At 62.6% G+C, this 21,896-nt stretch carries 21 protein-coding genes; 6 read left to right on the top strand and 15 right to left on the bottom strand.

The window, feature by feature from the left end:
* Nucleotides 1-164: 164 nt before the first annotated feature.
* The 4 genes from PFEN_RS01240 to PFEN_RS01255 all read right to left on the bottom strand — a co-directional run bounded on the left by PFEN_RS01240 (nucleotide 165) and on the right by PFEN_RS01255 (nucleotide 4,328).
* Entirely contained in the window at nucleotides 165-2,042 is a 1,878-nt protein-coding gene (locus PFEN_RS01240; RefSeq protein WP_191485225.1) for an MFS transporter, read from the bottom strand.
* 91 nt (nucleotides 2,043-2,133) lie between these two features.
* Nucleotides 2,134-3,288 carry a TDT family transporter gene (locus PFEN_RS01245; RefSeq protein WP_191485226.1) on the bottom strand — a complete coding sequence of 385 codons (1,155 nt, stop codon included), beginning with the start codon at nucleotides 3,286-3,288 and terminating at the stop codon, nucleotides 2,134-2,136.
* A 105-nt stretch (nucleotides 3,289-3,393) separates the two neighbouring features.
* Nucleotides 3,394-3,705, bottom strand: a complete 312-nt coding sequence (locus PFEN_RS01250; RefSeq protein WP_191485227.1) for a cupin domain-containing protein — start codon at nucleotides 3,703-3,705, stop codon at nucleotides 3,394-3,396.
* A complete protein-coding gene (locus PFEN_RS01255; protein WP_191485228.1) occupies nucleotides 3,702-4,328 on the bottom strand; it encodes a cysteine hydrolase family protein in 627 nt (208 codons plus the stop codon). The genes PFEN_RS01250 and PFEN_RS01255 overlap by 4 nt, the downstream gene beginning before the upstream one ends.
* A gap of 123 nt (nucleotides 4,329-4,451) precedes the next feature.
* On the opposite strand from PFEN_RS01255, the gene PFEN_RS01260 reads away from it, so the two are divergent.
* Complete coding sequence (locus tag PFEN_RS01260) at nucleotides 4,452-5,414, top strand: GlxA family transcriptional regulator (RefSeq protein ID WP_191485229.1); 963 nt, start codon at nucleotides 4,452-4,454, stop codon at nucleotides 5,412-5,414.
* Nucleotides 5,415-5,618: 204 nt separating this feature from the next.
* On the opposite strand, the gene PFEN_RS01265 is transcribed toward PFEN_RS01260, so the two are convergent.
* Nucleotides 5,619-6,344, bottom strand: a complete 726-nt coding sequence (locus tag PFEN_RS01265) for a hypothetical protein (protein WP_191485230.1) — start codon at nucleotides 6,342-6,344, stop codon at nucleotides 5,619-5,621.
* 143 nt (nucleotides 6,345-6,487) lie between these two features.
* Nucleotides 6,488-7,684 carry an MFS transporter gene (locus PFEN_RS01270; protein ID WP_191485231.1) on the bottom strand — a complete coding sequence of 399 codons (1,197 nt, stop codon included), beginning with the start codon at nucleotides 7,682-7,684 and terminating at the stop codon, nucleotides 6,488-6,490.
* Nucleotides 7,685-7,786: 102 nt separating this feature from the next.
* Between PFEN_RS01270 and PFEN_RS01275 the strand changes: the two genes are divergently transcribed.
* Both PFEN_RS01275 and PFEN_RS01280 read left to right on the top strand, forming a co-directional pair.
* On the top strand, nucleotides 7,787-8,326 hold the full coding sequence (locus PFEN_RS01275; protein ID WP_191485232.1) for a TetR/AcrR family transcriptional regulator: 540 nt from the start codon (nucleotides 7,787-7,789) through the stop codon (nucleotides 8,324-8,326).
* A 124-nt stretch (nucleotides 8,327-8,450) separates the two neighbouring features.
* Complete coding sequence (locus PFEN_RS01280; RefSeq protein ID WP_191485233.1) at nucleotides 8,451-11,921, top strand: hybrid sensor histidine kinase/response regulator; 3,471 nt, start codon at nucleotides 8,451-8,453, stop codon at nucleotides 11,919-11,921.
* 61 nt (nucleotides 11,922-11,982) lie between these two features.
* Here the strand turns inward: PFEN_RS01280 and rmuC are convergent, their stop codons facing one another.
* Together rmuC and PFEN_RS01290 are read right to left on the bottom strand one after the other, a co-directional pair.
* The gene (gene rmuC / locus PFEN_RS01285; protein ID WP_191485899.1) at nucleotides 11,983-13,347 is read right to left on the bottom strand and encodes a DNA recombination protein RmuC; all 1,365 of its coding nucleotides are present in this window, start codon (nucleotides 13,345-13,347) and stop codon (nucleotides 11,983-11,985) included.
* 792 nt (nucleotides 13,348-14,139) lie between these two features.
* A complete protein-coding gene (locus PFEN_RS01290) occupies nucleotides 14,140-14,316 on the bottom strand; it encodes a hypothetical protein (protein WP_191485234.1) in 177 nt (58 codons plus the stop codon).
* Between the two features lie 210 nt (nucleotides 14,317-14,526).
* Between PFEN_RS01290 and PFEN_RS01295 the strand changes: the two genes are divergently transcribed.
* From PFEN_RS01295 to PFEN_RS01305, 3 genes are all read left to right on the top strand, one after another.
* Complete coding sequence (locus PFEN_RS01295) at nucleotides 14,527-14,751, top strand: hypothetical protein (protein ID WP_003214941.1); 225 nt, start codon at nucleotides 14,527-14,529, stop codon at nucleotides 14,749-14,751.
* Between the two features lie 321 nt (nucleotides 14,752-15,072).
* Nucleotides 15,073-15,555: a hypothetical protein gene (locus PFEN_RS01300; RefSeq protein WP_191485235.1), complete on the top strand. Its 483-nt coding sequence runs from the start codon at nucleotides 15,073-15,075 to the stop codon at nucleotides 15,553-15,555.
* Between the two features lie 144 nt (nucleotides 15,556-15,699).
* The gene (locus PFEN_RS01305; protein ID WP_191485236.1) at nucleotides 15,700-16,962 is read left to right on the top strand and encodes an OmpP1/FadL family transporter; all 1,263 of its coding nucleotides are present in this window, start codon (nucleotides 15,700-15,702) and stop codon (nucleotides 16,960-16,962) included.
* A 148-nt stretch (nucleotides 16,963-17,110) separates the two neighbouring features.
* On the opposite strand, the gene PFEN_RS30935 is transcribed toward PFEN_RS01305, so the two are convergent.
* From PFEN_RS30935 to cobU, 7 genes are all read right to left on the bottom strand, one after another.
* Nucleotides 17,111-17,233 (bottom strand): hypothetical protein, encoded by a 123-nt coding sequence (locus PFEN_RS30935; protein ID WP_263596578.1) that lies wholly within the window; start codon nucleotides 17,231-17,233, stop codon nucleotides 17,111-17,113.
* On the bottom strand, nucleotides 17,230-18,429 hold the full coding sequence (locus PFEN_RS01310; protein ID WP_191485900.1) for an MFS transporter: 1,200 nt from the start codon (nucleotides 18,427-18,429) through the stop codon (nucleotides 17,230-17,232). The genes PFEN_RS30935 and PFEN_RS01310 overlap by 4 nt, the downstream gene beginning before the upstream one ends.
* A gap of 61 nt (nucleotides 18,430-18,490) precedes the next feature.
* Nucleotides 18,491-18,904, bottom strand: a complete 414-nt coding sequence (locus PFEN_RS01315) for a MarR family winged helix-turn-helix transcriptional regulator (protein WP_191485237.1) — start codon at nucleotides 18,902-18,904, stop codon at nucleotides 18,491-18,493.
* A gap of 102 nt (nucleotides 18,905-19,006) precedes the next feature.
* Nucleotides 19,007-19,744, bottom strand: a complete 738-nt coding sequence (locus PFEN_RS01320) for an adenosylcobinamide-GDP ribazoletransferase (protein WP_191485238.1) — start codon at nucleotides 19,742-19,744, stop codon at nucleotides 19,007-19,009.
* Complete coding sequence (locus PFEN_RS01325) at nucleotides 19,741-20,316, bottom strand: histidine phosphatase family protein (RefSeq protein WP_191485239.1); 576 nt, start codon at nucleotides 20,314-20,316, stop codon at nucleotides 19,741-19,743. Before PFEN_RS01325 ends, PFEN_RS01320 begins: the two co-directional genes overlap by 4 nt.
* Nucleotides 20,313-21,368: a nicotinate-nucleotide--dimethylbenzimidazole phosphoribosyltransferase gene (gene cobT / locus PFEN_RS01330; protein ID WP_191485240.1), complete on the bottom strand. Its 1,056-nt coding sequence runs from the start codon at nucleotides 21,366-21,368 to the stop codon at nucleotides 20,313-20,315. Before cobT ends, PFEN_RS01325 begins: the two co-directional genes overlap by 4 nt.
* Nucleotides 21,365-21,886, bottom strand: coding sequence for a bifunctional adenosylcobinamide kinase/adenosylcobinamide-phosphate guanylyltransferase (gene cobU / locus PFEN_RS01335; RefSeq protein WP_191485241.1), 522 nt, complete (start codon nucleotides 21,884-21,886; stop codon nucleotides 21,365-21,367). The genes cobT and cobU overlap by 4 nt, the downstream gene beginning before the upstream one ends.
* Nucleotides 21,887-21,896: the final 10 nt, after the last annotated feature.

Here is a 21,896-nt window from a genome sequence, read left to right on the forward strand (position 1 = left end):
GATCGTAATCGCTGGCACGCCAGGCTCCCACAAAGACCGTGTTCAGCCGCAAGGAATGAGGGCGATCTCTTGTGGGAGCAGGATTTATCCGCGAAGAGGCCCGCAAGACCGCCAAAAGCCTGGCGGCGGTGCGGCGATCCGACAGGCAGCGCTCCCGCACACGTCTACCGACGTGCCATCCCCCGCAACTGCAACACCTGTTCACGCAACTGCGCCGGCACCGCCACTTCGGCCCCGACCGGGCTCCCCGCCACCAGGGTCACCCGCGACCACAGGCGCCGGAACAGCCCCTTGCCCGGATCGCGACTGAAGAAACTGCCCCACAAACCTTGCAGCGCCAGCGGAATCACCGGCACCGGGGTCTCCTCCAGCACGCGGGTCATGCCACCTTTGAACTCGTTGATCTCGCCATCGGTGGTCAGCTTGCCTTCGGGGAAGATGCACACCAATTCGCCATCCTTCAGATACTCGGCGATTTTCCTGAACGCGCGCTCGTAGATCTCCAGGTCCTCACCGCGCCCGGCAATCGGAATGGCCCCGGCCGTGCGGAAGATGAAGTTGAGTACCGGCAGGCGGTAGATCTTGTAATACATCACGAAGCGAATCGGCCGCCGCACCGCTCCACCGATCAGCAGCGCATCGACAAACGACACATGATTGCAAACCAGCAAGGCCGCGCCCTCATCGGGAATCAGTTCCAGGTTGCGGTGCTCGACGCGGTACATGGAATGGCTGAGCAGCCAGATCATGAAGCGCATGCTGAACTCGGGCACGATCTTGAAGATGTAGGCGTTGACCGCGACATTCATCAGCGACACCACCAGGAACAACTCGGGAATCGACAGCTTCACCACACTGAGCAGCAGGATCGAGACAATTGCCGAGACCACCATGAACAGCGCGTTGAGAATGTTGTTCGCGGCAATCACCCGGGCCCGCTCGTTCTCGGCGGTACGCGACTGGATCAACGCATACAGCGGCACGATGTAGAAACCGCCGAACACGCCCAGCCCGAGAATATCCACCAACACCCACCAGGCCTGGTGATAACCGAGCAGCGCCAGCCAGTCGTAGGCCTGCACATTCTGCGGGAGGTTACCGGAGTGCCACCACAGCAACAGGCCGAACAGGCTCAGTCCGAACGAACCGAAGGGCACCAGGCCGATTTCCACCTTGCGCCCCGACAGCCGCTCGCAAAGCATCGAACCGGCGGCGATACCAACCGAAAATACCGTGAGGATCAGCGTCACCACGGTCTCATCGCCGTACAGCCACTCCTTGGCGTATGCCGGAATCTGCGTCAGGTAGATCGCCCCGACGAACCAGAACCAGGAGTTGCCGACAATCGAGCGCGACACCGCCGGCGTCTGCCCCAGGCCCAGGCGCAAGGTGGCCCAGGACTGGCTGAAAATATTCCAGTTCAGCCGCAACTGCGGGCTCGCCGCCGACGCCCGGGGAATACCGCGACTGGCCAGGTAGCCGAGCACCGCCACCAGCACAATGGCGCTGGACACGATCGGCGCGTAGTGCGCCGAAGACATCATCACCCCGGCACCGATGGTCCCCGCCAGGATCGCCAGGAAGGTGCCCATCTCCACCAGGCCGTTGCCACCGACCAGTTCCTCTTCATGCAGGGCCTGGGGCAGGATCGAGTATTTGACCGGGCCGAACAGCGCCGAGTGGGTGCCCATGGCGAACAGCGTCACCAGCATCAATGACAGGTGATCGAACACAAAGCCCACGGCACCGACCGCCATGATGGCAATTTCGCCCAGCTTGATCACCCGGATCAGCGCATCCTTGGCAAACTTTTCGCCAAACTGTCCGGCCAGGGCCGAGAACAGGAAGAACGGCAGGATGAACAGCAAGGCACAGAGGTTGACCCAGATGCCGCGATCCCCGGTGAGGGCAAGTTTGTAGAGGATGGCGAGGATCAACGACTGCTTGAACAGATTGTCATTGAACGCCCCGAGGGACTGCGTCACGAAGAACGGCAGGAAGCGCCGTGTACGCAGCAGATTGAACTGTGAGGGGTGACTCATCTTCCCTGTACCTGAGTGGCGCCGAGAGCGGCTTTCTTGTTGGAAGGCGGATCACCACCCCCGGGCCACAACCTTACCTAATATCGGGCAACTATTTCGCTATTCCCGCCAGGCAAGGTGAAACAAAAAGCTCGCCTTTATAAGCACCGCGCAAGGTCCGCGAACCGACTATCAGCCACAGCACCGCCAGCAAGACCACCAGGACCAGGCCGAAGCCACTGAAAAAGCCCAGGTGCAAGGTGCTGCCCAACTTCAAGGTCGCCAGCGAATAGACCCCCAAGGGGAAAGTGAAGCCCCACCAGCCGAGATTGAACGGCAGCCCCTGACGCAGATAGCGCAGGGTGATCAACACGGCCATCAGCATCCACCACAGCCCAAAGCCCCAGAGAATGATCCCGGCGACCAGGCCCAGGCCACTGGCGATCTCGCCCATCCCCGACAGGCCGATGCTGGCAAAAATCGCCGGCGAGTCCGCCCCCAGCAGCAACATGCCCAACGCACCGGTGCCGATCGGCCCCAGGGCCAGCCAGCTCGAGGCCGCCATGTTTTCATGGGGCAACTTGTGCAACGCCATGCGCAACAACAGGATACTCAGGATGCTGAATGCTACCGGCACCGAGAACGCCCAGAGCACATAGCTGGTGACCAGCACGTTGAACTGCTGCTGGGCATCGAGCAGATGCGGCGCCAACAGGCCTCCGCTGGCCGCGGCGACCTCCGCGGCCACCACCGGCAACAGCCAGACCGCCGTCATCTGGTCGATACTGTGCTCCTGGCGGGTGAACATCAGGTAAGGAATCAGCACGCCACAGGCCAGGGACATGGCCACGTCGACCCACCACAGCACTTCGGCGACCCGCACCGCGCTGACGCCCCAGCGCGACACGCCAAACAGCAGGAAGCCATTGATGATGGTCGCCAACCCCATGGGAATGGTGCCGAAGAACATCGAGACCGTGGAATGCCCGAAAATCCGCCGCGCCTCATGGAAGAACAACACCCAGCGCGCGCCGTAGAGCAGGCTGAACGCGGCGAACAACAGGATATTGAACAACCACAGAGCTTCGCCCAAGGTCCGCAGTCCCGGCACGGCTATCGGCAACTGTGCCAGGGCCAGCGCCAGGACCCCGGTGCCCATGGTTGCGGCGAACCAGTTGGGAGTGAACTGGCGAATGACTTCACGGGGGTGCTGCAAATGGCCCAGGGGCCGGATTCCGGGTTTGACGCTGTTAAGGCATGTTTGCATGACTGACTCCTGTCCTCGGGTGAGGTTGCAGCCATCATAGAACCGGATCGAATATCTATATAACGGGTAATATCTCTATATGTTATCTGTTTCATAGATAATAAATCAGAGACTGCCTTCAGCCTCGATCACCAGCACTCGCGCCTCTCCCAAGGGCTCAGCCAGGTGTTCACAGCCGATTTCGGCATAGAAGATATCGCCGACCTCCAGCACCACGGCCTGCTCGATTCCGTCCTTGCGATAGCGCATGCGCACCCGGCCATCCAGCACTGCAAACACTTCCTGCCCGTCATTGATGTGCCAGATATAGGGTTGGTCGGTCCAGTGCAGGCGAACGCCGATGCCCTTCATGCTGGCGATATCCAGCGCCGCCCAAGGGCGGTCGCCGGTAAATTCGCGGCTGCGGATGATCGTCATGAGCGTTGCCGCGCCTGTTGATTGGAAGCCGGAATCGAAGAACGGGACAAGGTCACGCCCTCCTCCACGGCAGACAGCCAACGCGCCGTGCTGACCACGGCGGCAAAGCGCGTATGGAAGACCACGCTGAAGACCCGGTGGATCTCTTCGGCGCTGGCCTGTCCCGCTTCATTGGCATACGGCAGCGAGCCACTGGCATCGCTGAGAAATTCGACCGCCAGGCCACGATGGGTGGCCTCGTAGATAGTCGAGGCATCGCAGTTGTGGGTCATGTAGCCCACCACGCTCAAGGTGTCGATATGGCGCGCGGCCAGCCATTGGCCAAGGTCGGTTTCGCTAAAGGCGCTGGGCAGTGTCTTGTGGATAAGGTGATCGTATGGCCGTGAACCGACCACCGAATGCAGCTCCCAGCCCGGCGAGCCAATGGCAAACAGCGGCGAGCCCGCCGGGCTGTCGTTCTGCACGATCACTACCGGAATACCGGCGGCATTCGCCACATCGATAGCCCGGCCGATATTGACCAGCGACTCATCCACTGGCGGGTATTCGATCAGCAGATTGCCACTGACGTATTCATTCTGTACATCGATGACGATCAGCGCACGGCGCGGGGACTGGGACATGATCTGGCTCCGGGTGAATATGTTTGAGGCCCCCATGATCGCGCGGCGTCCGGAAAACTCTAAGTGGCCCGAAAGACAATATACGATAATATCAGGCCAAATCGCAGCCCGAGTACCCCGCGGATGACCACGATCGACATCGCCGTGATCGCCTTCAACGGCATCAGCCCTTTTCACTTGTCCGTACCGACGCTGGTGTTCGCCGAGCAGCACGAAGGTCTCGAGAGGCCACGCTTTGCCCTGAAGGTCTGCGGATTCGAGCCCGGCCCGCTGAGCACCAGCGCGGGGTTCGATATTCAGGTTCACCATGGCCTGGAAGCCCTCGGCCAGGCCGACGTGATCATCATGCCGTCCTGGCGCGACACTGAAGAACGCCCGCCCGAGCCGTTGCTTGAAGCACTACAGCAGGCGCACCAGCGGGGCACCCGCATTGTTGGCCTGTGCCTGGGGGCTTTTGTCCTCGCCGAAGCAGGACTGCTGGACGGACGCAAGGCCACCACGCACTGGAACTGGGCGACTGAATTCGCCCGCCGATACCCCCGGGTACTGCTCGATGCCGACGTGCTGTATGCCGAGTCCGACCACCTGCTGACCTCGGCCGGTACCGCCGCCGGCCTGGATTGCTGCCTGTACCTGATGCAACAGTTGTGCGGTGCCGAGGTTACACACAAGGTGGCCCGGCGCCTGGTGGTCGCGCCCCATCGCTCGGGTGGCCAGGCGCAGTTCATCGAGCGACCGCTGCCCATGGCCGGCGAGCAGGATCGCATGGGGTTGCTGTTGCAATGGCTGGGGCGCAACTTCACCCGCAGCCACTCCCTGGATGAACTGGCGGACCGGGCGGCGATGAGTCGCCGGTCCTTTACCCGGCACTTCAAGCAACTGACCGGGACCACGGTCGGCCAGTGGCTGTTGGGACAACGCTTGAGCCATGCCCAGCGTCTGCTGGAAAGCAGCAGCCAGAATATTGAAGCCATTGCCCTGGAGGCGGGTTTCGGCACCGCCCTGTCGTTGCGCCAGCATTTCAACGCCTCACTGCGGATCTCTCCGTCGGCTTACCGGGCGCAGTTTGTCGGACGCGAAACCTAGCGCCGCCCGGCCAATGCCGAACACGGTCCCCGTGTCGGCGCCAGCTTGCTGGCAATTGCGCGCTGATGCTCGACATCGCCGTCGCCTGGAGAATCGCCATCGCCAGCAAGCCGGCGTCTACAAGTGACCTAACCGGCGCAAGCCAGCGAAAGCAACGCGTGCCTGTGGGAGCAGAGCTTGCTCGCGAAGGGGCCCGTGGGAGCGCTAGAAGCTTCGCGGCGGTGCGGCGATCCGACAAGCTCCGCCGCCACAGAAAGCGTGTTCATCCGCCTCTCGCTCCAGAGGATAAAGATCCAGCTGCGCCTCCCTGCGCAGCCAACCGGCATCCAGCACCCGCTCCATACTCGACGCTGGCCGCTGGATTTCATCGCCCCGCACCAGCGCACCGCGCAAAATGGCAAAACGCGCCCGGTTGATATGCCCGCCGGAGCCATAGGTAGCCACCTTGCCCAGCTTCGCGGCAACCCCGGTGTCAGCGCCAAACCAACCGACACCGATACCCAGACGCGCCATGACAAATGCATGATCGTGAAGAGTCGCCGCACAGGCCTGGATCAGCTCAATAAACGCCTGGGTCGTGACATCCATGGCCTCCAGGCCATGCAACTGGGCAATGCGCTTGCCGATCCATACCCCTCGGGTTTTGAGCAGCAGCGCATCGATGCTGTCATGGGCCAGCTCGACCCGGCGCCGCGGATCGGGCTCATGCAACATCGCCCGCCTCAGCGTCTGCAGGGCAAAAGCCATGGGCACCGCGCCCTGGGGCCGCATCCGGCGCGTGGGCAGCACGTGGGTCAGCAAGCGATGCAAGCCGAACAGGCTCTCGGCTTGCAGGAACAGGCCGGCCTGGGCAGACAGCGGTTGCCAGGCCACCTCCTGCAACAGGCTCAGCGCTTGCGTCAGGTCGGCGGACTGAAGCTTCGAGGCCAACTGGGCGGATGCTGGCAATGGCGTCCGAATTCGAGGGCGTGTGGGAGTCATCATGGCGCGCCGTGGTCATTCCGGTAAAAGTCCCCAGTCTGACCGCCACCCCGCCGTCGATCTTGCAATAACCGATCAGCCGGCCCACCGGCTCAGACCACCAGGTCCCGCGCCGGACGCCGCCACAACAACATCGACAAAGCCCCCAGGGACAGCATGATCAGCACCGCAGCGTAGCCATCCGTCGTGGCGATCAGACCGAAAGAGCGGCTCAGATTGCCCGCCAGCAATGATGGCAGGCAGAACGCCAGGTAGCTCAGTGCATAAAAAGCCGACATCAACCCCGCCCGCTCATGGGGCAAGGCCAGCGGCACCACGCTGCGCAACGCCCCCAGAAAGCCCGCGCCGAAGCCGCTGCCCGCCACCAGGGTGGCAAATAAAAACAGCGCGAGGCTGGCGCTGTGCACGGCCAGTAGAATCAGGCTGACACCGGTCGCCAGCAGCGCCGCGCCCAAGCGCAGGATCATATGCGCGGGACGATTGCGCAGGGTGAAGATCGCCAGCGCTCCGCTGAGGGTCAGCACCGCCACCAGAACGCCGCCGATCAGGTTGGAAGTCGAACCGGTCGCGGCCCGCACCAGCGACGGTGCGAGCGACAGGTAGAAACCGCCCATGGCCCAGACCGCGACATCCACTGGCAACGACAGCCACAGGGCCCGGCGCGCTTGCGGTGGCACGTGCAGGGTCGGGCGCAGCGACGCCAGGGCACCCGGCAATCTACTGACCGTTTCCGGCAAGCGCCAGACAGACAGCGCCTGCACCAGCAGCAGGCCGAACAGAATCCAGTACACCAACTGCAGGGGGCGTGGCGCGAACTCCACCAGCAAACCGGAGCCCAGACCACCGCAGGCCATCCCCAGCAGAGGCGCGATACTGTTGATCAGTGGTCCCTTGCGGTTGTCGTTGTCCAGCAGGGCCGCACCCAGTACGCTGGTCGCCATGCCGGTGGCAAAGCCCTGCAATGCCCGCGCGGCGATCAGCAATGCGGCGCTGTCGGCCGAGATGAACAGCAACATCGCGCCGATATCCAGCAACAGTGCGACAAAGATCACCGGCCGGCGCCCCAGATGGTCGGACAGCGAACCGACCGTCAGCAGGGCCGCCAGCAGGCTCAGGGCATACACGCCGAAGATCAGCGTCAAGGTCGCCGCGGAAAATTGCAGGGTTTCCTGATACAGGTGGTACAAGGGCGTCGGCGCGCTGGAGGCGGCCAGAAAAGTCAACAAGCCGATCGACAGGAACAGCAGGCTGGCGCGATTGGAAACAGGTATTTCGACGCTATTGGACATGGGCACGCTCCACATGGAAACCGCAAAAGCTAATATATTGCTTTTGCAGCAGTGTGCTACCGCGCTCATCTTAAAGCAAATTCTTTGTGTTAAGGTTTTGGCATGGCGATCAAAGAAAGCATACGTCCGGGCGGCCGCAGTGCCCGGGTACAGGAATCGATTCATCGGGCGGTCCGCGGGCTTCTCGAAGAGCAGGATCGCTCGACCCTGACCGTCCCGCAGATCGCGGCACGGGCCGGGGTCACGCCCTCGACCATCTATCGACGCTGGGGCGACCTGGCGGTATTACTGGCGGATGTGGCCTTTGCCCGCATGCGTCCGGAAGTCGAACCGGCCAATACCGGCAGCCTGCGCGGCGACCTGCGGGCCTGGGCCGAGCAGTATCTGGATGAAATCAGCTCGGAACCGGGCCGACAGATGATGCGCGATGTGCAATGCAGCGCCACGACCGGCTATTGCACGACCATTCTCGGCGGGCAGTTACAGACCATTCTGGATCGTTACCCGCAGGCAACGCTACCCAGCGTCGAGCGCCTGCTCGACCTGGTCGTCGCACCGACGGTGTTCCGGGTGCTGTTCGCGGAAAAGCCGTTGAGTGTCGAGGCTTTGCACCGGCAGATAGAGATCGCCCTGCAAGGCTGAACAGCCACCCGCGACACTCCACCACGCTGCGACCTTGGTCGACACTGACGCCGCCCCGGCCATCGTGCGAGACTGTAGCGCCAGGGCTTGGCTGTCCTGGGGATGTTTTTTGCCGGGAGTTTCCATGTCGCTGTCCAGCGGGCTGATCGCCGCCGTTGCCCTGGCCTATATGGCCATCATGTTTGCCATCGCCTTTTATGGCGACCGTCGTGGCACGCCCCTGCCGCCGCGCGTGCGAGCCTGGGTGTACAGCCTGTCGCTGGCCGTCTATTGCACCAGCTGGACCTTCTTCGGCGCGGTCGGCCAGGCCGCCGACCAGCTCTGGGCCTTCCTGCCGATCTACCTGGGGCCCGTGCTGTTGCTGGTATTGGCGCCCTGGGTCCTGCAAAAGATGGTGCTGATCAGCAAACAGGAAAACATCACCTCCATCGCCGACTTCATCGCCGCCCGCTATGGCAAGTCGCAGTCTCTCGCGGTGGTGGTGGCGCTGATCTGCATGGTTGGCGTGCTGCCGTATATCGCCCTGCAACTCAAGGGCATTGTCCTGGGCGTCAACCTGCTGATCGGTGCCGGCGCCGATGCCATGGGCGTGCGGGCCCAGGACACGGCACTGATCGTGTCGCTGATCCTGGCGCTGTTCACCATCGTCTTCGGCACCCGCAACCTCGACGCCACCGAACACCACCGGGGCATGGTCCTGGCGATCGCCTTCGAAGCCCTGGTCAAGCTGTTTGCCTTTCTCGCGGTCGGTGCCTTCGTCACCTACGGCCTGTACGACGGCTTCAACGACCTGTTCGACCAGGCCCGCACCTCGGCCCTGTTGACGCAATACTGGGAGGAAACGGTCAACTGGCCGTCCATGGTGGTACAGACCGGCGTGGCGATGATGGCGATCATCTGCCTGCCCCGGCAGTTCCACGTCACCGTGGTGGAAAACATCGAGCCGCATGACCTGCGTCTGGCCAAGTGGGTGTTCCCCGCCTACCTGATCCTCGCGGCATTGTTCGTGGTGCCCATTGCCCTGGCCGGGCGCATGATGCTGCCCGTGGACGTATTGCGCGATTCCTACGTCATCAGCCTGCCCCTGGCCCAGGCCCATCCGGCGCTGGCCTTGCTGGCCTTTATCGGCGGCGCGTCGGCGGCCACCGGCATGGTGATTGTCGCCAGTGTCGCACTGTCGACCATGGTCTCCAACGACATGCTGCTGCCCTGGCTGCTGCGGCGCCAGAATTCCGAGCGGCCATTCGAGGCGTTCCGCCACTGGATGCTCTCGGTGCGGCGGATCAGCATCGTCGCCATTCTGCTGCTGGCCTACGTCAGCTACCGCCTGCTGGGCTCGACCGCGAGCCTGGCGACCATCGGCCAGATCGCCTTCGCCGCCGTCACCCAGCTGGCGCCGGCGATGCTCGGCGCGCTGTACTGGAAACAGGCCAACCGCCGCGGCGTGTTCGCCGGGATCGCCGGGGGCACGTTCCTCTGGTTCTACACCCTGGTCCTACCGATCGCCGCCCGCAGCCTGGGCTGGTCACTGAGCAGTTTTCCGGGTCTGGCCTGGCTGCACGGCAACCCGCTGAACCTGCCGATCAGCCCCCTGACCCAAGGCGTGGTGCTGTCGCTGGCGGGCAACTTCACCCTGTTCGCCTGGGTCTCGGTGCTCTCGCGCACACGGGTCTCCGAGCACTGGCAGGCCGGACGCTTTATTGGCCAGGAGCTCAACGCCCGACCCAGTGCGCGCTCGATGCTGGCGGTACAGATCGAAGACCTGCTGACCCTCGCCGCGCGCTTTGTCGGCGAGGAACGCGCGCGCCAGAGCTTCATCCGTTTTGCCTACCGCCAGGGCAAGGGTTTCAACCCGAACCAGAACGCCGACAGCGACTGGATCGCCCACACCGAGCGCCTGCTGGCCGGGGTACTCGGAGCGTCCTCGACCCGGGCGGTGGTGAAAGCCGCCATCGAAGGGCGGGAGATGCAACTCGAAGATGTCGTCCGAATCGCCGACGAAGCCTCCGAAGTGCTGCAATTCAACCGTGCCTTGCTGCAAGGCGCCATCGAAAACATCACCCAGGGTATCAGCGTGGTTGACCAGTCCCTGAAGCTGGTGGCCTGGAACCGGCGCTATCTGGAGCTGTTCAACTACCCGGACGGCCTGATCAGCGTCGGCCGGCCGATTGCCGATATCATTCGCTACAATGCCGAACGCGGCCTGTGCGGCCCCGGCGAAGCCGAAGTACACGTCGCCCGGCGCCTGCACTGGATGCGCCAGGGCCGCGCGCACACCTCGGAACGCCTGTTCCCCAACGGACGGGTGATCGAACTGATCGGCAATCCGATGCCCGGTGGCGGCTTCGTCATGAGCTTCACTGATATCACCGCGTTTCGCGAGGCCGAACGGGCCCTCACCGAAGCCAACGAGGGCCTGGAGCAACGCGTCGCCGAGCGGACCCGCGAATTGTCGCAATTGAACCTGGCCCTGACCGAGGCCAAGAGCACGGCGGAAGCGGCCAACCAGTCCAAGACCCGTTTCCTCGCGGCGGTCAGCCACGACCTGATGCAACCGCTGAACGCCGCCCGCCTGTTCTCCGCCGCCCTCTCCCACCAGGACGACAGCCTGTCCCGGGAAGCCAAGCAACTGGTCCAGCACCTGGATAGCTCGCTACGCTCGGCCGAAGACCTGATCAGCGACCTGCTGGACATCTCACGCCTGGAGAACGGCAAGATCACGCCCAATCCGCAGCCCTTTGCCCTCAACGAACTGTTCGACACCCTCGGCGCGGAATTCAAGGCCCTGGCCCAGGAACAGGGCATGAGCTTCCGGGTCCGCGGCAGCCGCTTGCCGGTGAACAGCGACATCAAGCTGTTGCGCCGGATCCTGCAGAATTTCCTCACCAATGCCTTTCGCTATGCCAAGGGACCGGTCCTGCTGGGAGTGCGGCGCCATGGCGGACAGCTGTCGCTGGAAGTCTGGGACCGTGGGCCGGGCATCCCCGAGGATAAGCGCCAGGTGATTTTCGAGGAATTCAAACGCCTGGACAGTCACCAGACCCGTGCCGAAAAGGGCCTCGGCCTGGGGCTGGCAATCGCCGACGGGTTGTGCCGGGTGCTCGGGCATCACCTGCAAGTGCGCTCCTGGCCCGGGCGCGGCAGCGTCTTCAGCGTCAGCGTGCCGATTGCCAGTCATCAGGCCAACGCGGCCGGCAACAGCGCCCCGGTCAACGGCCATGCGCTGAGTGGGGCGCAGGTGTTATGCGTGGATAACGAGGACAGTATCCTGATTGGCATGCACAGCCTGCTGACCCGCTGGGGCTGCCGGGTCTCGACCGCGCGCAATCGCGAGGAATGCGCCGCCTTGCTCGATGGCGGCCTGCGTCCGCAACTGGCGCTGGTGGACTATCACCTGGATAACGGCGAGACCGGTACCGGCTTGATGACCTGGATGCGCACGCGTCTGGCGGAACCGCTGCCCGGCGTGGTCATCAGCGCCGACCTGCGCCCGGAAACCATCGCGCAGGTGCATGGCGCCGGGTTGGAGTACCTGGCCAAGCCGGTGAAGCCGGCGGCGTTGCGAGCGTTGTTGAGTCGGCATTTGCCCCTCTGAACACTTCACCGACGCTTTCGCTGCGATGCGGCGTCCCGATGATCGTGCCCGACCTGACGGATTACTCCGGCATTTGCATCACGCCGTCCTCATCGGTCATCGCCCGCTCCAGCAGCTCCGCCGGCAGGCTCTTGCTGGCCCGCGCGCCCAGCAGCTTGAGCTGTTCGCTGCGGCTGACCAGGTTGCCACGTCCCTCCGTCAGCTTGTTCCGTGCCGCGGCGTAGGCCTTGTCCAGTTGCTGGAGGCGATTACCGACCTCGTCCAGGTCCTGGATGAACAACACGAACTTGTCATACAGCCAACCGGCGCGCTCGGCGATTTCCCGGGCGTTCTGGCTCTGGCGCTCCTGCTTCCAGAGGCTGTCGATCACCCGCAAGGTAGCGAGCAAGGTGGTCGGGCTGACAATCACGATATTGCGGTCGAAAGCTTCCTGGAACAGGTTCGGCTCGGCCTGCAAGGCCGCCGAAAACGCCGCTTCAATGGGCACGAAGAGCAGGACGAAATCCAGGCTGTGCAGACCCTCCAGGCGCTTGTAATCCTTGCCGGCCAAGCCCTTCACATGATTGCGCAGCGACAGCACATGCTGCTTGAGCGCCGCCTGGCCGATGACCTCATCATCGGCCCCCACGTATTGTTGATAAGCCGTCAGGCTGACCTTGGAGTCCACCACCACCTGCTTGTCACCCGGTAGCAGGATCAGCACATCCGGCTGGAAACGCTCGCCATCCGGCCCCTTCAGGCTGACCTGGGTCTGGTACTCGCGGCCCTTTTCCAGCCCGGCATGTTCCAGCACGCGCTCAAGAATCAGCTCCCCCCAGTTGCCCTGGGTCTTCTGGCCCTTGAGTGCCCGGGTCAGGTTGGTCGCCTCATCACTCAGGCGCAGGTTCAGCTGCTGCAGACGCTCCAGCTCCTTGCCCAGGGAGAAGCGCTCGCGGGCCTCCTGTTGATAACTATCTTCCACGCGTTTTTCGAAGGACTGGATACGTTCCTTCAGCGGATCGAGCAATTGTCCGAGGCGTTGCTGGCTGTTTTCGGCAAATCGCGCCTCGCGCTCGTCGAAGATCTTTCCGGCCAGTTCGGCAAACTGCGCGCGCAACTCATCCCGCGAACCCTGCAGGTCGTCCAGGCGTTGCTGATGACTGTCCTGCTGCTCGCGCAACTCGGCGCTCAACGAGGCCGCCTGGGCATCCAACCGGCGCAGCTCGGCCTCCTTCTGGGCGCGCTCGAGGTTCCAGGCATGGGCGGCGTCGCGGGCGTTGTCACGCTCGATCTGCAGCAATTCGACTTCCCGGCGCAACGCCGCCAGTTCCGCCTGCTTGACGGCATTGGCCTGACTCAGGTCGCTGACCTCGTCACGGCTGGCATCCAGCTGTGCGCCGAGACCGTCCAACCCCAACCGGGCACCGCTCAAACGCTCGTCCAACAGCAGCAACTCGGCCTGGGCGACGCTCGCCCGGCGCTGTAACTGCCAGGCCAACGCCAGTAACGGCAGCGCCGCGCCCGCCAAGCCGAGCAAGAGACTGGTCAGATCCAACGCCATAAGGACTCCCAAGGTGCCAACCCAGTGTAAAGAATCAAGGGTAACGAACGTGACCGGCCACGGACAGCTCGACCAGAGTAGAAATCGTATCGGCCGTGGACGGCGGCAAGGAACCTGACCGAAGTTTCATGTGGCATTGCACGCCAGATCGCGGGGCGCGCCACTCTACGCTGTTTTTCGTACAGGTAAAGTCGAAAAAACGCCGCATGCCCGTGCTAGAGCAAGCGCGTGGGACAATCCACAGAAGCTGTGGATAACTCAGTGGACAACCCCTCTCCAACCCTCGCAAAGCCGCATGGAATGGGGCTCGCAGTCAAACTGTCGATTTTTTCACCAATAAAAAAAGACGATATTTTTCATTGACTTGTATTGGCGATACAGGCATTCGGGCGACAGATTGCGTGGATGACAGTCCGGTGACAAGCCGTGCCGTAATTGTGCACAAGTAGTGCGACAACGGTTATATCGACGCACCTTTTTTGCACAGAGCGGGCAAGCCGTCTTTTTTATCAGCCCTGGCGCTCGCACATAATCCCCCTCGCGCCAGAGGCTTCGCAGCCCCGTCGATGAGTCCTCGGCGCGACGGAAGGCGGCGCCCTGAAGCAGTTTTTTTGCTAAGACACTTCCCTTATCCATTTCAATGCGCTACTATCCGCCTCGTTAGTACCAAGCTGAAAGTCAATTCTGGTCGAACATATCCCTCCAGGCGCTTTCCAAATGGATCAGCCGCTTGAAAAAGGAATCGACCCCTCGATGGTTTCCAGGTAAATCTTCCCACAGCCCAAATGTTGAAGGCTGCTGCGGAACGTTATTACTCTGACCGAACCAACCTGCAAGATTGATCAGGATCTTCACCCCGGGCCCAGAACCTTTGCCCTTGTCGTGATTGCCTGCCCTCCTGAGTACCTACCTGCCAGCCCAAGCGCCACTTATCTCATGCGCTTCAAACTGGCTGCTTTGTTCCAGTCAGGTTCTTCGTCCGCCCCAAGATGGTTCGACGCTACTGGAACGTTTTAACGTTGCACGGATCAGATTCCGTGTCATTTGCAGGAACACCTAATAATCATGTCGACTCAAATCCATACCCAGGATGCCATTCGCACCCTGACCAACGCCTTCGCACCGATGAACTGCCTGATCATGGCCGCTCGCAAAGGCTGCTTCAGCTTCACGCTGGTCAACGAACACGGTATCGCCCGTCATAGTGAACGCCTGTATCCGGACCAGTACTCCAGCGCCGAGCCGCTGCAAGCGGTCATCGACCGTACTCGCCAGGCCCTGGTTGCCTGAAGCTCGGCGGCCCACTGAAGCTCGACTGAGTGAGCTTCGAAACAAGCCGTAACCCAAAAGCCCGGCCCGCGCAGCCGGGCTTTTTATTGCCTGAAGTTTCGCGATTTTGCCGGTATTACTCAGTACGAATGAATATATAAGCCACGTGCTCACGGCTTAAATATTTTAAAAACAGTCCTTTACAACAAAGATATGACACTACACTTCAACTCAAGCGGCCCGGGCCGCTTCCGGCGGGCCTGAACGCCTCCACCGCTGCCAGGGGCCAGGCCACGCCGACCAATAAAAATTGCCGATCACGGCAGGAGCATCGAGGGTGTCATGGGTATCGCCGCCAGGGAACTGCGCCTTTATGTGATTCGTCCGACCCTGATGTACCTGGGCCGCCACAGCCCGAGCGCCGAAGCGCTGCTGCTGGGCGTCGCCGCCAGCCAGTCGGACCTGGGCTCGGCCCTGCACGATCGTCACGGCCACGGCCTGTATTGCATCGACGAAAATCGCCACGCCGCGCTCTGGGACCGCTACCTGGCCACGGACCCCGAACTGGCCAGCCTGGTTCGCGGTCTTGCCAGCCAGCACGCGTTTTTAAGCAGCCCGCACCTGGAACTCGCCGTGAACCTGCGCTACGCCACCGCCATTGCCTGGCTGCTGGTGGAGGAACAACACCCCGACCTGCCCGCCATCGACGATCTGCTCGGCATGGCCCGGATCTGGCGACAGACTTTCCAGCCCCAGGGACGCTTACGCGACTTCACTCGCGCCTGGCAAAGTTGTGACTCATCAGTCACTCCGATGGTCTGCTAGAGCAAATGATCAATATCTGAAAAAACCCAGCCATCTTGGTCGGATTGTCCTACAAAACCGCTCTATCTCCTGCAATACAGCCTATAGCGCCGAAGCGAAAATGTTGGTAGTTTTCGCCACGGTGATCACCACGGAGTTCTAATAATGAAAAAAGTAATGCTCAAGACCACACTCAGCCTCGCCGTTGCTTTGGCATCCACCCAGTTGTTCGCGAGTGGCTTTGCCCTCAACGAACAGAGCATCAGCGGGATGGGGACCGGTTATGCGGGTCGATCTTCTTCTGCCGAAGATGCAAGCACCGTCTACGGTAACCCTGCCGGTATGTCCCGCCTCAAGGGCCAGCAAATCACCGTCGGCGCCGCGGCCATCGATGCTTCGACCGACATCAAGAACGTCAGCGGCCGCTCAAGCGGCCAGAACGATGGCGATATGGTTCCGTTCACCACGGTGCCAATGGCGTTCTATACCAACCAGCTCAACGATCAATGGTCGATCGGCTTCGGTGCCTATGCCCCCTTCGGGCTAATCACCAACTACGGCTCCAACTTCCAGGGCCGTGCCTTCGGCAGCAAGAGCGAAGTCAAGGTCGTGACCGTCCAGCCAACCATCAGTTATGCCTTCAACGATAAGGTATCGATTGGTTTCGGTCCTACCTTCAACCGTATTTCCGGTGAGCTGCAATCGGACCTGGCGGTGCCTCTGGCTTCCGGCGATACCAATGTCAGGGTCAAAGGCGACGATACGGCCTGGGGCTACAACATCGGTCTCCTGGTCCAAGCCACCGACACCACCCGCGTCGGCCTGACCTACCACTCGAAAGTCGACTACAAGCTCGACGGCCACACGGACGTCACTTCCGGTGGCAGCCCCCTGGTACAGACCAATCGCTACGATGCCTCGCTGAAAATCGCGACACCAGAATCGTACGACCTGTCGGTCACCCAGAATCTGACCGATGCCTGGAACCTGTATGCCGGTACGACCTGGACACGTTGGAGCCGCCTGAAAGACATTACCATCAACAACCAGGGCGTGAGCGGCGGGCTCTCTCCAGCACTCTTCAGCACGATCACCGAACCGCAGAACTGGCACGATACCTGGGCCTACGCCTTGGGGACCTCCTACCAATTGGACAAACAGTGGGTCTTGCGGGCCGGCTTGAGCTTCGATCAGTCGCCAACCAACAACAAGGATCGTTCGCCGCGTATCCCAACGGGTGATCGGAAAATCTTCAGTGTGGGTGCCGGCTATGCCATCACCAATGATCTGACTATCGATGCAGCACTTTCCTACCTCAAGGAAGAAGATATCTCGGTCAGCAAAAGCAATCCACTGGGCAGCAGCTACAGCGCCACTTACAAGAACAGCGCATGGGGCTACGGCCTGGGCGCTACGTACAAGTTCTGATCCACGACAGGCCTGAACCGCTCGTCAGCTGGATAGAAAAAACCCGCATCGTCTGATGCGGGTTTTTTATTGCACGCTATTTATCAGAGCCTCGACCCGTACCCGTCTCCAGCCCCTCGATCAGGACCGAGCCCCGGCTGGCCGACCGCTAACAACTGCCCATCCCCAGTTGCATCAACGCCAGACCACCCTGGCGCCACCCCCACCAGGCCAGCGCCAGTAGCAAGGCGATCACAGTCAAGGCCAGGAGCCGCGACCAGAAGGCCCTCATGCCACGCCCACCTGCGTCTGCAAGCGTGCCACGGGCCGCTCACGCACCGGCCAGTTCAAGGCGGCCGCCAGCAGGCTCAGCAGGATGGAAACCTGCCAGATCAGCTCGTAGCTGCCGGTACGGTCATACACCACTCCACCCAGCCAGCCACCGAGGAAAGCCCCCAACTGGTGGAACAGGAACACGATGCCGCCGAGCATCGAAAGATTCCGCACCCCGAACAGGGTCGCCACGGTGCCATTGGTCAGGGGCACCGTCGACAGCCAGAGAAAGCCCATCGTCATGCCGAACAGGTAGGCACTGAACTGCGTGACCGGCACCCAGAGAAACACCACGATCACCACCGCCCGCGCCAGGTACAAGGCCGTCAGCAGGCGTGGCTTGGAGATCCGTCCGCCGAGCCAACCGGCGGTGTAGGTACCGAAGATATTGAACAGGCCGATCAGCGCCAGCACCGTGGTCCCGACGCTGGCGGGCAAATGCTGGTCCACCAGGTAGGCCGGCAGGTGCACACCAATGAACACCACCTGGAAACCACAGACAAAAAAACCGAACGCCAGCAGCCAGAAGCCGGAATGGGAACAGGCCTCACGCAGTGCCTCGGACAAGCTCTGCTCGCCCGCAAGCTTGGGCAACGGTGTGTCCTTGAGCAGGCTCACCAGCGGCACGATCAGCGCCACCAACACGCCCAGCACCAGTAACGCTGTCGACCAGCCGAGCCAACCGATCAGACCCAAGGTGCCCGGCAACATGGCGAACTGACCGAAGGACCCGGCGGCACTGGCGATGCCCATGGCCATGCTGCGCTTCTCTGGTGGCACGGCGCGCCCGACCACACCGAGGATCACTGAAAACGAGGTGCCCGACAGACCGATACCGATCAGCAGGCCGGCACTCAGGGACAGGCTCAGCGCCGAGTCGGAAAGGCCCATGAACACCAGCCCGACGGTGTACAGCACGCCACCGACCATCACCACCTTGGCGGCACCGAAGCGATCGGCCAGGGCTCCGGTAAACGGCTGGGCCAGCCCCCAGATCAGGTTCTGCAAGGCGATGGCAAAGGCAAATACCTCGCGGCCCCAGCCGAACTGTGCGCTCATGGGTGGCAAAAACAATCCGAAACCATGCCGTACCCCCAGGGACAGCGCCAGAATCAGCGCACTCCCAAGCAGAATCCAGCCACTTGCACGCCACATCGATGTCATTGTTATTCCTCATTTACAGGTATATACCCGCTTTATTCGAATAAAACGGCGATTACTCGCCGTCTGCCAACTCTTCCAGCAAGGCCAGCAGCGTCGCGCGCTTTTCCTCCCCAAGACGCTCCACCAGACGCTGCTGCGAGGCTTCCCAAGCGGGCTGGGCGGCCACCAGTCGCTCAACCCCGGCGTCGGTGAGCCGGACCAGGCGATTACGCTGGTCGGCGCCTTCGGTCAGGCTTACCAGGCCATCGCCTTCCAGTACCCGCAGGTTGCGCCCCAGGGTACTGCGATCCAGGCCCATGGCTTCGGCCAGGCTGGAAATGCTCGGCTGGTCCAGGCGCTTGAGATTGCACAGCAGAGAATACTGGGCAACATTGATCCCGAAGCCGTCGAGAGCGCCGTCGTAATGCCTGCTGACGCCACGAGCGGCGCGACGCAGGCTGATGCACAAGCAGTCGGTTGATAACATGATGTGTGTATATACCCGTAACACCTTGAAAACAAGTTTTGAGCAATATTCAGTGGGATCTGGCTTGCCGGCGATAATCTTCGCCAGGTCGCCGAAGAGCCGTCAGACCAACGCCAATCCCACCAACACCAGCACTTCCAGCAGTTCCAGCAACGCCCCCGCCGTATCGCCGGTCGTGCCACCCAGACGGCGCATCATCAACTGTCGCAGCCAGCAGAAGCCCACCACCGCCAACCCGACCGCCCAGACGCCCTTGAGCCCGGCCAGCAGTCCACAGAACAGCGCGCTCGCCAGCAGCACATACCATCCGCCCCGACGTGGCAGGTGATCGGCCAGTGCCTGGCCCAAGCCGCCAGCACGGACATAAGGCGTGGTCAGGAACAGCCCCAGCAGCGCACTACGACCGATCAGCGGCGCAAGCAACAGTGCCAGCATCTGCCGCTGCTCGATCAAGGCGAGCAAGGCACAGAACTTCAACAGCAGCACCAGCACCAGCGTGACCACCGCAATCGGTCCGCTACGCGGGTCCTTCATGATCAGCAAGGTCCGCTCGCGGTCGCCAAAGCCACCCAGCCAGGCATCCGCGCTATCGGCCAGACCGTCCAGGTGCAGGCCGCCGCTGAGCAGCACCCAGGCCGTCAGCAACAAAGCGCCGTGCAGCAACAGCGGCGCCCCCGCCAACACCCCGTCGAGAACATACAGCACGACGCCGAACAGCAACCCCACCAACGGATAACACAGCAACGAGCGCCCCATTTCCCGAGGCTCCGGCATCCCCGCCAAGCGAATCGGCAAGCTGCTGAGAAACTGCAAGGCGATCCAGAACGGCAGCCGGCTCACGCGACCTCCCTCAACCCACCGTCGGCCCGTACCTGCAAGGAAAACAAGGCACCATGGGCCACCTCGACCTGCAGCAACTGTTCACGCGGCAAACCGCGAGCCCGGGCCAGCAGGACCTTCATCACCCCGCCATGGCTGACCAGCAGCACGCGCTGGCCGGCATAACGTTGCCGCAGACGCGATACCGCCGCCAGGACCCGCTCGGCAAACTGCTCCACCGGCTCGCCTGCAGGCGGTGTAAAGCCATAGGGATCGGACCAGAACCGGCCCAGAGCGTCGGCGTCCGTCTCCATCAACGCCGCCGCGCTCCGCCCTTCCCAGGCACCGAAATGCAACTCTCGCAGGTCGCTCTCGAGTTCGACCGGCACCCCCAGGCCCGCCCCCAGCGCTTCGGCAAACCGCGCGCAACGCTGCAAGGGCGAACTGATTACACAGTCCCACGGCCCTTGCCGTGCCACCCCGGCGCGCATCTGCTCCCAACCCGCGGGCGTCAAGGCGTCGTCCAGGCTGCCGCGCAAGCCGCCGCCCAGCTCGGTTTCGCCATGCCGCAACAGGTCCAGGCACAAGGTCATGCCGGACGATCCGCCACGGCCGCCTCGGCAAAGGTCGCCATCTGCCCGTGCAGGTCGCAGGCCAGGCGCACCAGCGGTACCGCCAACGCCGCGCCGCTGCCCTCGCCCAGGCGCAGGCCCAGATCGAGCAAAGGTTCGGCCAACAGACTCTCCAGAATGTGCCGATGGCCGCGCTCGGCGCCACGGTGAGCGAAGATCAGCCACTGCCGGCACTCGGGATTCAGGCGCACCGCGAGCATCGCCGCGACGGTGCAGATAAAACCGTCGACCAACGCCGCCACACCTTCCTGGGCACAGGCCAGATAGGCCCCGGCCAGCGCCGCGATCTCGAAACCACCGAGGCGGAACAAGGCCTGCAACGGATCATCGGTGTGTCCGGCATGCAGCGCCAGCGCCCGCTCGATGACCCGCGCCTTGTGGCTGACACCGGCCGGGTCGAGCCCGGTGCCGGGGCCTGCCAACAGCGCCGCCGGGCATTTCAACAGGGCACAAGCCACCGCGCTGGCCGAGGCCGTGTTGCCGATGCCCATTTCGCCGCCGATAAACAACTCAGTGCCCGCCGTCACCGCGCGCCGCACGCTGTCACGCCCGGCTTCCAGCGCCAACCGGCCCTGGGCTTCGCTCATCGCCGGCCCCTGGGCAAAGTTCGCGGTGCCAGCAGCGATCTGCAGATGACGCACACCCGGCAGGTTGAGCATCGGCGTAACGGTACCGAGGTCGTTGACATCCAGGCGCGCGCCCAACTGCCGGGCCAGCACGCTGATCGCCGCGCCACCGCCGACGAAATTGGCGAGCATCTGCCCGGTCACTTCCTGCGGGTAGGCCGATACCCCTTCAGCCACCACGCCATGGTCGCCGGCAAAAATCGCGATCCACAGCGTATCGACCCGCGGTTTGAGCCGCCCTTGCAAACCCGCCAGTTGCACCGCGACCTGCTCCAACTGGCCCAGGGACCCGGTTGGTTTGGTCAGTTGCTGCTGACGCTGGAACGCCGCATCTTGCGCCTGCGCATCAATCGCCTTGCACGGATTCAGCCACCACGATTCACTCATAACGCAGTTCCTTTCAAAGTCAGGGGCAAACCGGCGACCGTCAGCACCACACGCTGACAACGCTCGGCCAGAGTTTGATGCAGCCAACCGGCTTCATCGACATAACGGCGAGTCAACTCGCCCAGCGGCACGATACCCAGACCGGTCTCGTTGCTGACAAAAATGATCTCTCCCGGCAACTGCGCCAGGCTTTGCAACAGGGCTTCGCGCTCGACCTTCAGGCGCTCGGCGTCGTCCAGCATCAGCAGGTTGGTCAACCACAGGGTCAGGCAATCCACCAGCAGACAGGCGTCGGGGGCCGCGTTCTCGCGCAGCACCCGGGCCAGTTCCAGCGGCTCTTCGATCAAATGCCACTGGGCCGGACGCCGTTGACGATGCAGGGCAATCCGCTCATTCAACTCGCCGTCCAGCGGCTGGCTGGTGGCAATATAAGTCACCCGCAGCGCGCTTTCGGCCGCCAGGCGTTCGGCCAGGCGACTTTTGCCGGAGCGGGCCCCACCGAGGATCAGTTGCAACATGCTAGGCCGA

Source organism: Pseudomonas sp. FEN (assembly GCF_904067045.1).
Taxonomy (GTDB): Bacteria; Pseudomonadota; Gammaproteobacteria; order Pseudomonadales; family Pseudomonadaceae; genus Aquipseudomonas.

Bases quoted from the DNA above. Each gene is read 5' to 3' on its own strand.
- PFEN_RS01260 (WP_191485229.1), top strand. From the start codon at position 4,452: ATGACCACGATCGACATCGCCGTGATCGCCTTCAACGGCATCAGCCCT.
- PFEN_RS01315 (WP_191485237.1), bottom strand. From the start codon at position 18,904: ATGTTATCAACCGACTGCTTGTGCATCAGCCTGCGTCGCGCCGCTCGT.
- PFEN_RS01270 (WP_191485231.1), bottom strand. From the start codon at position 7,684: ATGTCCAATAGCGTCGAAATACCTGTTTCCAATCGCGCCAGCCTGCTG.
- PFEN_RS01310 (WP_191485900.1), bottom strand. From the start codon at position 18,429: ATGTGGCGTGCAAGTGGCTGGATTCTGCTTGGGAGTGCGCTGATTCTG.
- PFEN_RS01250 (WP_191485227.1), bottom strand. From the start codon at position 3,705: ATGACGATCATCCGCAGCCGCGAATTTACCGGCGACCGCCCTTGGGCG.
- PFEN_RS01245 (WP_191485226.1), bottom strand. From the start codon at position 3,288: ATGCAAACATGCCTTAACAGCGTCAAACCCGGAATCCGGCCCCTGGGC.
- PFEN_RS01305 (WP_191485236.1), top strand. From the start codon at position 15,700: ATGAAAAAAGTAATGCTCAAGACCACACTCAGCCTCGCCGTTGCTTTG.
- PFEN_RS01295 (WP_003214941.1), top strand. From the start codon at position 14,527: ATGTCGACTCAAATCCATACCCAGGATGCCATTCGCACCCTGACCAAC.
- PFEN_RS01325 (WP_191485239.1), bottom strand. From the start codon at position 20,316: ATGACCTTGTGCCTGGACCTGTTGCGGCATGGCGAAACCGAGCTGGGC.
- PFEN_RS01255 (WP_191485228.1), bottom strand. From the start codon at position 4,328: ATGTCCCAGTCCCCGCGCCGTGCGCTGATCGTCATCGATGTACAGAAT.
- cobU (WP_191485241.1), bottom strand. From the start codon at position 21,886: ATGTTGCAACTGATCCTCGGTGGGGCCCGCTCCGGCAAAAGTCGCCTG.
- PFEN_RS01300 (WP_191485235.1), top strand. From the start codon at position 15,073: ATGGGTATCGCCGCCAGGGAACTGCGCCTTTATGTGATTCGTCCGACC.
- PFEN_RS01275 (WP_191485232.1), top strand. From the start codon at position 7,787: ATGGCGATCAAAGAAAGCATACGTCCGGGCGGCCGCAGTGCCCGGGTA.
- PFEN_RS01280 (WP_191485233.1), top strand. From the start codon at position 8,451: ATGTCGCTGTCCAGCGGGCTGATCGCCGCCGTTGCCCTGGCCTATATG.
- PFEN_RS01240 (WP_191485225.1), bottom strand. From the start codon at position 2,042: ATGAGTCACCCCTCACAGTTCAATCTGCTGCGTACACGGCGCTTCCTG.
- cobT (WP_191485240.1), bottom strand. From the start codon at position 21,368: ATGAGTGAATCGTGGTGGCTGAATCCGTGCAAGGCGATTGATGCGCAG.
- PFEN_RS30935 (WP_263596578.1), bottom strand. From the start codon at position 17,233: ATGAGGGCCTTCTGGTCGCGGCTCCTGGCCTTGACTGTGATCGCCTTG.